Below are 12,579 nucleotides of genomic sequence, written 5' to 3'. Positions count from 1 at the left end.
AATTTTAATTGACAAGATTTTCCCTATGCATTAAATTATTTCCCAAATGAAAGATTTTTATATTTGTCCATAAAATATAGTCGAATGGGAAATTAGGGATAAATGAATGAATAAATACAATCAAAAAAAGCCGTTGAAAATTGGAGGATTATGGTGAAAATCAAAATTACTGATTTAAAAAAACAGTTAAAGGAATATGAAAAAAAAGAATTGATTGAGCTGGTTGTCGAAATGTTTAAGGCAAACAAAGATGTTCAAAACTTCTTATCTAGTAAGTTTCTAGGGAACGAAGCGATTGAAGTTCTATTTCAACAGGCTAGAAAGAAAATACAGAATGAATTTTTTCCTGAGAAAGGACATGGGAAGCTTCGATTAGCAGAAGCTAAGAAAGAGATTACTGCTTTTAAAAAGGCGACAAATGATGAGAAACGAACCGTTGACCTGATGCTTTTCTATGTGGAACAAGGTGTTGATTTTACCTGTTCCTATGGTGATATTGATGCAAATTTTTATTCTAGTATGGTAAAAATGTTTGACCAGGTAGCAATGGAATGTGATCAGAATGAAGAATTTTACCGAGAATTTTCTACCAGACTAAGTAAAGTTGTATCAATGGCAGATGGTACTGGATGGGGGTTTTATGAAGCGTTTGTGGAATGCTACTATACGATTGAATGGGTTCATGAAGAAGATGAATAGGGTATAATCTATGATTACATAATAAAAAAAGATATGAACTTAAAGAAGTTCGTTTGTTCATGAAAAGGATAAAAGTGGAATATGGATGTATCGATTTAAGGGAGAATATAAAATTGATATTATCTTTAGGATTAATAAAAGGAAAGTGAAATATCGTTTAAACAGAGGAGGAAATTAAAATTAATAACTACGAACAATTAATAGAAAAACTTCAGCAGTTTGGAGTTGTTGACGAGTATCTGCCAACAATCGATCAACCAAAAGTAACCTTAGAAAGGGATGTTAAAGTTTTTAATAATGATTTTAACATTTTACAGTTAAGTTTACTGTACTCGATGATTTCAGTTGAAGAATGGAAGGATCAGCAGAATTTTTACATCATTTGGAAAAATTCTGACATGAAATCGAATCTGAAGCGGTTTGTCCTTTATTATAATCAGAAAAAAGGAATCCTTCGAAGAAAGTATGTGTATAGAAACGGTATTGAGTCAAGAAAAGAGGAAAAACGCCCGGTCCCTAAGGAGCAACTTGTTTATGAAGCAAGTAAGGGATTGCTTTCTATCATATTAGATGGCTTCAAACAAATCGAGTAAAGGGATTTTTATTTTTTATGTTGGGGGATACCCCAAAAATGTCTTTTACAGAATCTATTTTTAGGATAATCGATGCGAAATGACTTCATCGATTACTTTCGTGAAGACAGGCTCAAAAACCTGGTGCGGCAGCTTCTGAAAGGCCTCATTCGTTCAACGAGAAAATGAATGATCCATACCTATACATTTATATAAATTAAGTCGGGGAGCTTGATAAGCAGGAGGACCAAGAAAAAGTAAATTAGTTTCTGAAGTAGAGTATATATTCAGGGAATTCCCGAACGGTACGATGTGGTTGTTAGTTTTTTCAGCTTCTATCGCCTTTAATATGGAAGGTTGGTTTGTAGGTATCCCAAATTTACTAATGTTGGTTTTATTATTTATATTATTTACTATGAAAAAAATAAGAAGCTGTCCCAAACGGTCGTTGAGTGACTACTTTTTTTGGTCAGCTTCTTGTTTTAGGTAAAGGAAAGCATTAAACTATTTATTTGTTTCGGCCATTTTTTTAATGGACGAACGCATATAATGATTAACCTGCTACTTTATTCGCTTTCTGCTCTCTAACCATATTCTTGCTCTTTTTCACAGAGATTTTATTTATGGAAAGCGTAATGAGAAATGAACATATTAAACTTCCAGCCATTGCGATGATAAAGCCTGTCATATTATTGGATAAAAGTGGTGCCATAAATGATGGAACATAGGCCGTTCCACGAACATCAAAAAGTCCAACAAGTAATCCTCCTAATCCGGATGAGAGGATTACTCCAGCAAAGATATATTTGTTGGAAAACATAAATGGATAAGCGGCTTCTACAAAGGTACCAAAGCCCATATTAATGGCAAAACCAGGTGCAGCCACTGCTGCTTCACCTTTATCTCGAGGTGAAACAATATTGGCAAGGAGTTTTGGGTGAACCTCACTCCAGGAAAGATAGATCGGGTGATCAGCAATTTTTTAGAAAATGCTCTTAAGTATGGAGCAAGTGGAAATTGGATCAGGGTTCATGTGTTTCCTAAAAATAATTGGGTTCGTGTGGAAGTAGCTGATCGTGGATCTGGTATACCTCCTGAAGAAAGAGAACGGGTATTTGATCGATTCTATCGTTCCGATACCGCGAGAACAAGTCGAATGGGCGGGAGTGGTCTAGGATTATCCATTGCACGTGAAATCATTCTCCGACACAATGGGAGAATCGGTATAGAAAGTCCTGAAGAAGGATATACACGCTTTTGGTTTGAATTACCTGTAAATTACTTTCCCATAAATGATATTGTTTACTATAAGATTCTTTTGTGAGGCTAAGCCTTGAAGTATTTCTAGACATGGGAGGAAATAAAGGTTCTTCAAGTGGGGAATTTTACGCAAGCAAGAATATTTATATTCCAGAGGTAGCTTACCAATACATAAAGAGCATTAAACGAGCAAAAAGGTTATAGAACAACGATGATTGAAAAAGCGGTAGTTAACGGAACCATGGACATTATAGAACAAGATAAAGAAATTGAAAAAGGACCGATACCCGAAATAGATGATGTATTTTGGTAAGCGCCCTTCAATTTTGAAGGGCTTTTACGCTTTCATTGAAACGTAGGAAGGGAGCCACAGCAGGCCAGCATTCGTTAAATTTCTATATTTAACATTGCATGATACGGGTTCAATAAAGACAAGCCTTTCATTCTCATCCTTTGACGTTTGATATATTCTCATTTTTTCTTCTTGCGGAACGCCAAGCTCCATTATCCCCGCATAACGTCCGTCCGCATATGATAAAAGCCAACCAAATTCGTCTTTCCGGTACCCGTTCACAATTACATTTGCATATTGGTAGTTAATCACTTTGAGCCAGGAGTGTGATCGCTTCCCAATTTCATAAGTGCTATCCTTCTTCTTTAGGACAATTCCTTCAAGGTTTTGCTCCTTGATTAGTTCAAAGAGGGGGATGCCGTTGCCATCGATGCTCATTACTTTCGATATAATGGGAGTATTAACTGGTATGAGGGCATCGAGGATTTCTTTTCTCCTATAAAAAAGTGGTAGCTGGGTTACTTTCTCACCCTTATAGTACAATACGTCAAATACAACGAAAGACACTGGATCATGCATCGCAAGGAGTTTCACTTTTCAGAATTAAAAACGGAAAATCTACTCTATTTTTATGTCGCATTTGACACATATTGCATAATAAGAGCTAACCTATTGGGGCAACATTATAATTAGCTGGAAATAGGTATATAGGGAGTTTTTTTTACCATATGAACGATTCAAATTTTCATGTTTTAACATTCCATATTAAGAGCCGTACTATGGGGATAATTAAAGTTAAGATGACAGTGAGGGACTTATCAGCATTAGAGAAAACTTTTGAAGCTGTTAAAATAAATCTCAGTTTAACTAATGCTGACGGAAGCACAATTAACCTTCCGATTTTGCCGAAAATCAAAGATGACAAAGGTAATGTTTATTGCGAACTTGACGAAGAAGGGGAGCGAATTTTAAAAGAATATGTTGGATTGCAGGACTGATTTTTAAAACGGTGAATTTCCTGAATTAAAGAAGGAATGAAAATCGCAGAACGTTGCATCAGCTTCAGGAGATGCATTACTCGGAGTTGGTTTATTAGTCGGTAATACTGTACGCATTGTCATAGACGCGACTGTTACTGCACCGATATCCATTGGGTATGCAACAAACTCTTGAAGATATCTTGGTGAAATAATTATTCGTGACATCGTACTTTAAATCGAACTTGAAAAAAAGAAATGGTTGAAGCCTCTTCTCGTGAGAAGGGCTTTTTCTTATTTGAAAACTCGAAGGTGCAATCCAAGTACTATACTCTTTTTTCGCTTAAATCGAAATGCTTCATAAGCCATTAATTGTAGTCTCTATCCAAGAACATTTGGTAGATGTAGATAATTATGGCATATGTAATAGATGTAAAGAATATGTGTTTGGGTTTAAAGTTGATTAGTTTATACACCTTTAATTTTTGAAATATCCAGTTCATAGGGTAGGAAAGAAAGGCATCCAGAAATATATTTAACAATAAATACAACCACAACTTACCGTATGTCAATCTGAATATCCAGATTGTGCCAACTAAACAAGGACCTAGGATAAAACTTAAATCGTTAAAGATTTTAGTGGTTATGCCACCTTTAACTCTCCACCATTTATACGGGATAGCTAAAAAGCTCTCGATTAATACAAGTAACGAAGCAAGTATTGCAACTGGAGAATACCTTCTAAAAGCTGTTTTTGGAAGGAAGAGAGAGGAACATCAGGAAATAACTAACAACCCGATTCTAATAAACATTGGAGACACAAAAAGACTCCCCCTTTCAAGTTTTTAATATTATGCGGGTTAGTTATAGAAGTTATTTTGTGGACATTTACATCAATAGGCGTTAATAGAATACCCAATTTACAGATTAATTTTGGGTAAAATGACACTTTCTTTTAATAATATTGGACTTATTTATTGGAAATTCACTTATAGTATTACAATAAGGTATTAAGGCCAATTGTTTGTTTCAAAATAGACCCCGTTAACGATACCGTAACCTATATACCTAATAACTGCCCCTTGCAAAGGAAAAGAAATTAAACATTACCGTATTTATATCATTGGAGTAATCAGGAGAGGATGAGTACAGTGGATTCACAAAATAAACCCATGAGCTATGATGCCTCAATAGCCCGTCTCCAATTTTACAAGGAGAATTCTTTTAAATTACGGAAAAAACTCATTTTGGCAGAAGAAATGATTGAACGTCTGCAAACCGATTTAAAAATTGTATCTCAAGAAAAAGAACTAGCAATTCAACAGCTAAAAGAGGATAGGCAGGAATCTGAGTTTAGGGACTTAAATCATAAAGAAGTCGAGATAAAAATTGGTGAATATGAAGAAGTACTGAAGAAGATGCGGGTTGAACTGGATAAGAAGGAGAAACAAATAGAATCTTTTCATCAAGAAAATACTAAGGTTATAGAAAGGCTTAACCTTCAACAACATGAAATAAATGAAAAAGATAAACAAATCGAGGATCTTGTTCAAAAAATATCAACCCCCATTCCTTCTTTGCCGCCATTTGTGAACGATAACAGTCCGAAACAGAATGGTGTGAAAAAAAGTAATAGTATAGCATATTTTGATTATTCTATAATTTTTTACGGGAATAAAACCAGCTTATTAAAAGGGACATTTTGTATAGAAAATAGAAGTTCTCAGCCTTTGGAAGATCCCTATGTTTGCTTTCGTTTTACCCCAAAGGGTACTGCAAACATTACAGGGAAAAATTTAGTTCATAAAAAAATGCCAAGTACTTTAGAGAACCTAACAGATACTCAATGGCAATTTGTTAAGAATCATGGGTCCAAAAGTTCAAAAGAGAAAGGGGAAGTTTGGTTTTATCCAATCAATCAAAAGAAAGTGATGCCTGAAGAATCTCTTTCAATAAAAGATTTCCGGATCCTACTCAATAAGGATCTCCATGACTGGATAACAATTGAGGGATTTGTTTTTTTTAATAAAAAACAGATTAAAATTAAAGCTGAAAACCGAGTTGTTGTCCAGTTTAAGCCATACTGTAAAAAGTGCATTGAGAAAAATTTATCGAATAAACCAATTTAATATCATTTAAATATTTAATTTTGAAAGTTTTGGTTAAAACCCTAGGATTTGACTTGTATAATTCGCTAATAAATTTTACAAAAAAACAATGAATACATGCACTTTATGATGTTAATTTAATCACAAAAAATGATGCAAATCAAACCTATAGTGTTCCTTTATTAAAGTGAACGTTGAACAGGAGTTGAATGACATCATGAAGACGATTGTGTTTATCGAAACCTATAAATCAGGCTCGAGCAGGGAAGCGATAAAAGCTGCTGAACGTCTTGGGTATTTGACGGTACTATTTACAACAAATAAGAAGTATTTGGCACAACGAACTGAATTCCCGGATGCCCATAATGTTTACTTGATTGACCGTATAGACGTCCGATTGGTAAGAAAAAAGATTCATTTCCTTACAAAGCAAGGCAAACAAATCATGGCTGTACTAAGTTTCATTGATCCGTTTGTTCAAATTGCGGCTCAATTATCGCAAGAGTTTGGCAACAACCATCTAGATAAACATGCTATTTCTAAAATGGAAGATAAAATTATAACACGAAAAACCTTGGAGGGACAATCCATTTCCCCTTTTTATATCGTGTTTGATCCAAAAAAGGATAAATTTAAAAATTTAATAACAAAGCATGTAAAAGAATTTCCGATAATTGTAAAATCCCCCGTATCCACAGGCTCCAAGGATGTATTATATGTAGAAAATCAACAACAACTAAAATCAGCCATCCAAACCCTTATAAAAAAATATCCTAATGAACTAGTTCTGATTGAAGAATATTTGCATGGTCCCCAGTATCTGCTAGAAGTTTTAGTACAAAATGGTGAAATTCATTTGGTAGCGGTAATTCAACAGGAAATTAACAAACAAGATCGTTTTATTGTGACCGGGTATGGGTTATTAGCTGAAATCGATGAAGAAACAAAACATTCTCTTGTTCAAGTTGTTAATACTGTTGTAAAGGTTTTTAACATAAATAACGGTACCTTTCATTTGGAATTAAGAAATGTAAATGGAAAGTGGAAATTAATTGAGATCAATCCAAGGATTTCAGGAGGAGTAATGAACCGCTTAATTGAAGTAGGATTTGGTATCAACTTAGTTCAAGAAACGATTAAATTGTATACAGGTCATAAAGCTTTACTTGATAAGCCTTATCAAAAGTATGCTTATGCTCATTATATTACAGTTAATTCAACAGGAAAGTTAAAAAAAGTAACAGGGAAGCAACGTGCATTACGTCATGAAGGAGTAGATGAGGTCTATATTAAACCACGCAAAGGCAAATTTCTAACTCCCCCCTTGTCAATGGGCCATCGTTACGGCTACGTACTGGCTTCAGCAGACACACTTTCTGAGGCTGCAGATATTGCCAAAAATGCTGCAAAAGAAATCCAATTCCATTTGTCCGATTTAAACTAAAGGGAGGTCAATTGATTTTGATAACGATTGGGATGCTTTCTCACCGAAAAGATCCAAGAACGGTGTTTAAATCTTATGCATATGCAGCAGCCGCTAAAATGGAAGGTGTTGATTTTTATTTTTTTTCGCCTGGATCTGTCAATTTTAATGATCGAAGGATTCTAGCCTGGGTTTATGAAGACGGACAGTGGATGCAAAAAAGTAGACCGTTTCCTGATGTCATTTATAACTCTAGTTCTCCTGGGACGGAAAGGCAGGAAGAAATTGTTGACAGATTACACGAAATGATTCCTTTCACAAGCTATTCGATTGGAGATAAAATGCATGTCCATAAAAAAATAAAGGAAGGAAAACTATTTGCCCATTATTTAATTCCTTCTACTGAAATTTTGAAATATCAAGATGTATTTAAGTTTCTTCACCGGCATAAAAAGATTGTCTTAAAACCTCTTTACGGTCATAAAGGACAAAACATTTTTTTTGTATGGAGAAATAAAGAAAACTTTATTGTTCAACAAGACAAGACGAGAGTAAAGATGAATAAAACAAAATTTAAGGTTTTCGCCGAAAAGGTAGCCAAAAAAGAAAGTTATCTTGCGCAAGCGTTTATAAAATCTACAACGAAAAAGGGGTTAGCAACTCACTTCCGTTTACATGTTCAAAAAAATGAGGAGGGGAAATGGGCATTAACAACCATTTATCCTTGTATAGCAAGTGAAGGATTTACCGCTAACTTAAGCAATGGTGGATATACAACAATGTTTGAAATTTTTTTAAAAAAGGAGTTTGGTGGTGAATATTACAATATTAAAAGATATATGGAACACTTTGCGGTCGTTTTTTCTGAACACTTTGATCGTTTATATGACGGTTCCCTTGATGAATTAGGAATTGATATCGGTCTAGATTCAATTCATAGAATTTGGATATATGAGGTAAATTGGAGACCAGGTACTCCCGCAACGTTTGCTCTAGAGTTAGATGTTGTGAAGCGAATGATTCGTTACGCCCGCTTTTTAGCTGAAAAAAATTGTGCCACTGGCTGAATATAAAAGGAGTAACCGGTGGCGGTGGTGATGTTGAAACGGGCTTTCTAACGTATGGATTTATATATGATTATTCAAATATAGTATTTAGAGAACGATTAATATCAATTATACAGTATAATATTATTTTTGAATTGGATATTTTTATAAATAGTGTTTTATTAAACTTCTGGGAAAGTTCATTCTTAAGGAGGATGTAATATCTTCTTCAAAGAAAGAGGGCTTTGATTAAAGTTAACGATCTTCAAGAATCGGGAGCTATTGTTTAATAAGCGTCTCTTTTCTTCTTCAACTATAGGGCGCTTTTCTTCAATAAGGTCCCCTATTTTTCACTAATCCCTAAGTCTATTAAAACGCCAAAAATCCCTACTTTTATATTAAAAGTAGGGATTTTTCTTTGTATTCAATTATGAGATTTTAAATTAAAGCACTACACTACATTGAAGAAGGATTGTCTGCTGAAGAGGAAAAAGCCCCACTCAGTTGAGAAGGGCTTTATACATTATTATATCTAAATTTGTCCTCTGGTGTCCTCCTATTTGTCCTCCAATGTTTTATATCACATCCCCTTTTAATTTCCCAATGAATCTCGTTGCTCATAAAGTGGGCCCTGCCATTGCAGCAGGGAATACAATTGTATTAAAGCCAGCATCTCAAACTCCCCTTTCTTCGTTGTTCATTGCGGAGTTATTGCAAGAAGCCGGTTTGCCAAAAGGGGCATTGAATGTGGTAACAGGTGCTGGAAGAGTTGTGGGAGATAAGCTGGTGACTGATTCAAGAGTAAGTATGATTACGTTTACAGGCAGTCCGAGTGTTGGAATTGGAATTCGCAATAAGGCTGGTTTAAAACGTGTCACATTGGAACTAGGATCAAATGCCGCTGTCATTATCGATAGAAATGTAGATATTGATAAAATCATTTCTCGATGTGTAACAGGTGCCTTTTCCAATCAAGGGCAAGTATGTATCTCACTACAAAGGATCTATGCACACGAAGATGTTTACGATTCATTTGTTGAAAGATTTGTAGAAGCAACGAAGAAATTAAAATTAGGTGACCCACTTAATCCTGAAACAGATGTTTCTGCAGTGATTTCACCTAGTGATGTAAAGAGAACACTTCTTTGGATTGATGAGGCAAAACAAGCAGGAGCAACGATTACGATAGGAGGGATTGCTGAAGGTAATATTGTCCACCCGACTGCGATTTTAAATGCTGATCGCCAATTAAAGGTTTCTTGTCAGGAAGTTTTTGCACCAATTGTGTTAATTAATAAAGTTAAGTCTGTAGATGAGGCGATTACATTAGTAAATGACTCTAATTATGGTCTACAGGCAGGAATCTATACAAATGATGTCCATACAGCGCTGGATGCAACAGAGAAGTTGCATGTTGGCGGTGTCATGATCAATGACGTTCCTACTTTCAGGGTAGATAACATGCCTTATGGCGGGGTAAAGGAAAGTGGAACAGGACGTGAAGGATTAAAATATGCAGTTGAAGAAATGACTGAAATGAAGTTGGTTGTTTGGAATCGCAATTAGGGAGTGGAAAGTAATGCCTTACTATGCAGCGATTTTGCATATGCTGGATAAAGAAAAAAATCTGCAAGTGCGTTCGCGACATATTGAGTATTTAGACAAGCTTGATCAAAATGGAAAGATTTTTGCAAGAGGGCCTTTTTCGGATGACTCTGGCGGTCTAGTGGTATATATAGCAGATTCATATGAAGAAGCGCTCACATTAGCAGAAAATGACCCACATGTCTTATGTGAATCACGAAGGTTAGAGCTTAAAGAATGGAAGGTTGTGTAATGATACTCGTAGAAGCCCCTCAAAAAATTCAAGTTATATGTGTGGAATGTAAACTGTGCCTTACGGGTAAGATGGCAGGCGAATTTATTTCATACAAGCATAACTAGGGGAAGACTTTTAATTAAAGGGACTGGAAACGGTCTCTTTTTGCTTATATCGGTACTGGTGAAAAGCTATTTAAAAGAGATAATACTATGAATTCAAGTAAGAAATTGATGAACTTAATGGGAATCTTTCGTTGCGCAATCCTTGATGATTATCAAAATGTTGCTACTTCCATCGTGGATTGGTCATCTATCTCAGAAAAAGTAGAAGTACATACATTTAGTAAATATTATGATAATGAGGATGATCTTGTCAATGTTATCAAAGATTATGAAATTCTAGTAATTATACGTGAACGAACTGCATTTCCTGCCTCTGTTCTATCACGATTACCAACCTTGAAACTGCTTATTACAACAGGTATGAGAAACTCTTCCATCGATCTTTATGCGGCTTCGTCAGGTATCGTCGTTTGTGGAACTGAAAGTTATCCAGAGCCTCCAACCGAGCTTACCTGGGCATTACTCTTGGGATTGGCCAAAAATATTGTATCCGAGCATAATGCCATTCAAACGAATGGACCTTGGCAAAGTTCAGTCGGTATAGATTTATATGGAAAAAAGTTAGGTCTCCTGGGTCAGGGTAAGATTGGCAGCCGGGTAGCACGTATTGGGCAGGCCTTTGGAATGGAAGTAGTAGCATGGAGCCAGAATCTTACGCAAGCAAGGGCTGATGAGGCAGGTGTTCGTTTAGCATCATCAAAAGAGGAACTTTTAGAAACAAGTGACTTTGTTTCGATTCATCTTGTACTTAGTGATCGCACTAAACACTTGCTAGGTAGTGAAGAGTTTAAAAGGATGAAGTTATCTTCGTATTTAATTAATACATCGCGTGCTGCAATTGTTGACCCAAATGCACTTATAGAGGCTTTAAAGAACGGTTGGAGCAGGGGCAGCCATCGATGTATTTGAGAAGGAGCCTTTATCACAGAAAGACGTATTCCGCTCACTCCCCAATGTACTGACGACACCGCATCTCGGATATGTCTCCCAAAGAAACTATCAAACATTCTATCGACAGGCATTAGAAGACATTCAAGCATTTCTATTGGGTGAGCCAATTAGAAAGATAAACTAAGATTTTTTTAAAAATTGGGATGTGACAATATGAGCACGGAATTACTAGTAGAAACAAAGTTTTATCTAGAAGGAAAGGTAGTCCATGGCGAGGGTAGAGGAAGGAAATTAGGGTTTCCGACTGCAAATATTGATTTTTCAGCCCCATCGTTAGAAACCGGGGTATATGGCGTTCAAATAAAATTAAACGATTGCGACTATTACGGTGTTATGAATATCGGGGTAAAACCAACATTTCATAAAGTTTATGAGAAAAGCATCGAAGTTTATATAATTGATTTTGATCAAATAATATATGGGGCATTTGTTCAAGTGGAGGCCCTTTTTAAAATTAGAAATGAACAAAAGTTCAATAATATTCAAGAACTCCAAGCCCAAATTAAGATAGATATCGAAACTGCTACAAGTCTACTAATGCCCGTTTCTAAATTAATGAATTAAGAAATAAGAATAAAAAATTTTATTGTAAATTGGTGATTTGAAAGTACTGAGTGAGGTGATGAACATAAAATTCTACGTCCGAAAAACTTTGTTTACAGCACAAAATATATAAGTTTTAACTTTTAGAGAATTACAGTCTTTTTAGCGATTGAAAGTTCAATATGATGAAAGAGGTAATTATGGTGACATTAAAAGAAGAATCCCTGAAAATTCATAAAATAAATCAAGGAAAACTTGGTATTTATTCGAAAGTAGACGTACGTAATACGAAAGAATTGAACTCTGACGACTCTTTTCCGCAGCAGGATGTCACATACCGCTTGGAAAAATTTCAATAGAGGATAAAGTTATCGTATTTAGTGGCAGTATTTCCTCAGAGATATTATTAAAGGTAGCTAAAATTAAATGTGGTATTGTTCTTTCAAAATCTGCACCAACTGAACTGGCTTTGCGCTTAGCAGAAGACTTGGTATTACCGCTGTTGGCTTTATCCATAACAAAGCATTAAATATATATACAAATCCAGAACGTATTATTACGCCTGGATTAGCTAAATAACTGATGCCGCTCTGTTCTTACAAAGCGGTATTTTAGGGTTCTTGTTTCTTTTTCCATGACGGATCACCATAATCGTGAAATTTTTGATTCAGCTTATAGAATGCCATAGGAAGTAATACGGATACTACAGTAGAAAAGATGATAAGGTTGGAGGGCAATCGGCCGATTACTCTTTCCCACATCTA

At 35.4% G+C, this 12,579-nt stretch carries 15 protein-coding genes and 3 pseudogenes; 14 read left to right on the top strand and 4 right to left on the bottom strand.

Features of this window, described 5'->3' with window-relative positions:
* The first annotated feature begins 150 nt into the window (after positions 1-150).
* Positions 151-699: a DUF6155 family protein gene (locus J7E67_RS06585; RefSeq protein ID WP_214713881.1), complete on the top strand. Its 549-nt coding sequence runs from the start codon at positions 151-153 to the stop codon at positions 697-699.
* Between the two features lie 398 nt (positions 700-1,097).
* Positions 1,098-1,292 carry a hypothetical protein gene (locus J7E67_RS06580; RefSeq protein WP_142292187.1) on the top strand — a complete coding sequence of 65 codons (195 nt, stop codon included), beginning with the start codon at positions 1,098-1,100 and terminating at the stop codon, positions 1,290-1,292.
* 532 nt (positions 1,293-1,824) lie between these two features.
* Here the strand turns inward: J7E67_RS06580 and J7E67_RS06575 are convergent.
* Complete coding sequence (locus J7E67_RS06575) at positions 1,825-2,157, bottom strand: hypothetical protein (RefSeq protein WP_251026606.1); 333 nt, start codon at positions 2,155-2,157, stop codon at positions 1,825-1,827.
* Positions 2,158-2,208: 51 nt separating this feature from the next.
* Here J7E67_RS06575 and J7E67_RS06570 point away from each other — a divergent pair, with 51 nt between their 5' ends.
* The gene (locus tag J7E67_RS06570) at positions 2,209-2,595 is read left to right on the top strand and encodes a sensor histidine kinase (RefSeq protein WP_214713882.1); all 387 of its coding nucleotides are present in this window, start codon (positions 2,209-2,211) and stop codon (positions 2,593-2,595) included.
* A gap of 273 nt (positions 2,596-2,868) precedes the next feature.
* Here the strand turns inward: J7E67_RS06570 and J7E67_RS06565 are convergent, their stop codons facing one another.
* Positions 2,869-3,390, bottom strand: coding sequence for an ATP-dependent DNA ligase (locus J7E67_RS06565; RefSeq protein ID WP_214731276.1), 522 nt, complete (start codon positions 3,388-3,390; stop codon positions 2,869-2,871).
* Positions 3,391-3,551: 161 nt separating this feature from the next.
* Between J7E67_RS06565 and J7E67_RS06560 the strand changes: the two genes are divergently transcribed.
* Positions 3,552-3,821: a hypothetical protein gene (locus J7E67_RS06560; RefSeq protein WP_214713887.1), complete on the top strand. Its 270-nt coding sequence runs from the start codon at positions 3,552-3,554 to the stop codon at positions 3,819-3,821.
* Positions 3,822-3,824: 3 nt separating this feature from the next.
* Here J7E67_RS06560 and J7E67_RS06555 read toward each other — a convergent pair whose 3' ends face one another.
* Positions 3,825-4,028 (bottom strand): hypothetical protein, encoded by a 204-nt coding sequence (locus tag J7E67_RS06555; protein WP_214731275.1) that lies wholly within the window; start codon positions 4,026-4,028, stop codon positions 3,825-3,827.
* Positions 4,029-4,388: 360 nt separating this feature from the next.
* Between J7E67_RS06555 and J7E67_RS06550 the strand changes: the two genes are divergently transcribed.
* The 10 genes and pseudogenes from J7E67_RS06550 to J7E67_RS06505 form a co-directional block, all read left to right on the top strand.
* Positions 4,389-4,649 (top strand): hypothetical protein, encoded by a 261-nt coding sequence (locus J7E67_RS06550; RefSeq protein WP_214713891.1) that lies wholly within the window; start codon positions 4,389-4,391, stop codon positions 4,647-4,649.
* Between the two features lie 302 nt (positions 4,650-4,951).
* Entirely contained in the window at positions 4,952-5,929 is a 978-nt protein-coding gene (locus J7E67_RS06545) for a hypothetical protein (RefSeq protein ID WP_214713893.1), read from the top strand.
* A 196-nt stretch (positions 5,930-6,125) separates the two neighbouring features.
* Positions 6,126-7,352: an ATP-grasp domain-containing protein gene (locus tag J7E67_RS06540; protein ID WP_214731274.1), complete on the top strand. Its 1,227-nt coding sequence runs from the start codon at positions 6,126-6,128 to the stop codon at positions 7,350-7,352.
* Positions 7,353-7,369: 17 nt separating this feature from the next.
* Positions 7,370-8,398, top strand: coding sequence for a YheC/YheD family endospore coat-associated protein (locus tag J7E67_RS06535; RefSeq protein ID WP_214713902.1), 1,029 nt, complete (start codon positions 7,370-7,372; stop codon positions 8,396-8,398).
* Between the two features lie 564 nt (positions 8,399-8,962).
* Positions 8,963-9,943: pseudogene (locus tag J7E67_RS06530) on the top strand (aldehyde dehydrogenase family protein); the annotation flags it as partial.
* A 13-nt stretch (positions 9,944-9,956) separates the two neighbouring features.
* Positions 9,957-10,214, top strand: a complete 258-nt coding sequence (locus J7E67_RS06525; RefSeq protein ID WP_214713904.1) for a YciI family protein — start codon at positions 9,957-9,959, stop codon at positions 10,212-10,214.
* Between the two features lie 194 nt (positions 10,215-10,408).
* Positions 10,409-11,396 (top strand): annotated as a pseudogene (locus tag J7E67_RS06520) (D-2-hydroxyacid dehydrogenase family protein).
* Positions 11,397-11,425: 29 nt separating this feature from the next.
* Entirely contained in the window at positions 11,426-11,836 is a 411-nt protein-coding gene (locus tag J7E67_RS06515) for a riboflavin kinase (protein WP_214713906.1), read from the top strand.
* Between the two features lie 161 nt (positions 11,837-11,997).
* Positions 11,998-12,174: a hypothetical protein gene (locus tag J7E67_RS32260; protein ID WP_214731273.1), complete on the top strand. Its 177-nt coding sequence runs from the start codon at positions 11,998-12,000 to the stop codon at positions 12,172-12,174.
* Positions 12,165-12,394 (top strand): annotated as a pseudogene (locus tag J7E67_RS06505) (formate dehydrogenase accessory sulfurtransferase FdhD); the annotation flags it as partial. The gene J7E67_RS32260 and the pseudogene J7E67_RS06505, both read left to right, overlap by 10 nt.
* Before the next feature lie 32 nt (positions 12,395-12,426).
* On the opposite strand, the gene J7E67_RS06500 reads toward J7E67_RS06505, so the two are convergent.
* Positions 12,427-12,576, bottom strand: a complete 150-nt coding sequence (locus tag J7E67_RS06500; protein WP_214713910.1) for a hypothetical protein — start codon at positions 12,574-12,576, stop codon at positions 12,427-12,429.
* Positions 12,577-12,579: the final 3 nt, after the last annotated feature.

The organism is Bacillus sp. ISL-46 (assembly GCF_018613205.1).
Note: the sequence above shows the minus strand (reverse complement) of the source record. Positions and strands in the feature narration are given on the sequence as shown.

Excerpts from the sequence above, each read along its gene's own strand:
- J7E67_RS06585 (WP_214713881.1), top strand. The coding sequence starts at position 151 with ATGGTGAAAATCAAAATTACTGATTTAAAAAAACAGTTAAAGGAATAT.
- J7E67_RS06580 (WP_142292187.1), top strand. The coding sequence starts at position 1,098 with ATGAAATCGAATCTGAAGCGGTTTGTCCTTTATTATAATCAGAAAAAA.
- J7E67_RS06560 (WP_214713887.1), top strand. The coding sequence starts at position 3,552 with ATGAACGATTCAAATTTTCATGTTTTAACATTCCATATTAAGAGCCGT.
- J7E67_RS06555 (WP_214731275.1), bottom strand. The coding sequence starts at position 4,028 with ATGTCACGAATAATTATTTCACCAAGATATCTTCAAGAGTTTGTTGCA.
- J7E67_RS06540 (WP_214731274.1), top strand. The coding sequence starts at position 6,126 with ATGAAGACGATTGTGTTTATCGAAACCTATAAATCAGGCTCGAGCAGG.
- J7E67_RS06525 (WP_214713904.1), top strand. The coding sequence starts at position 9,957 with ATGCCTTACTATGCAGCGATTTTGCATATGCTGGATAAAGAAAAAAAT.
- J7E67_RS06515 (WP_214713906.1), top strand. The coding sequence starts at position 11,426 with ATGAGCACGGAATTACTAGTAGAAACAAAGTTTTATCTAGAAGGAAAG.
- J7E67_RS32260 (WP_214731273.1), top strand. The coding sequence starts at position 11,998 with ATGATGAAAGAGGTAATTATGGTGACATTAAAAGAAGAATCCCTGAAA.
- J7E67_RS06500 (WP_214713910.1), bottom strand. The coding sequence starts at position 12,576 with ATGTGGGAAAGAGTAATCGGCCGATTGCCCTCCAACCTTATCATCTTT.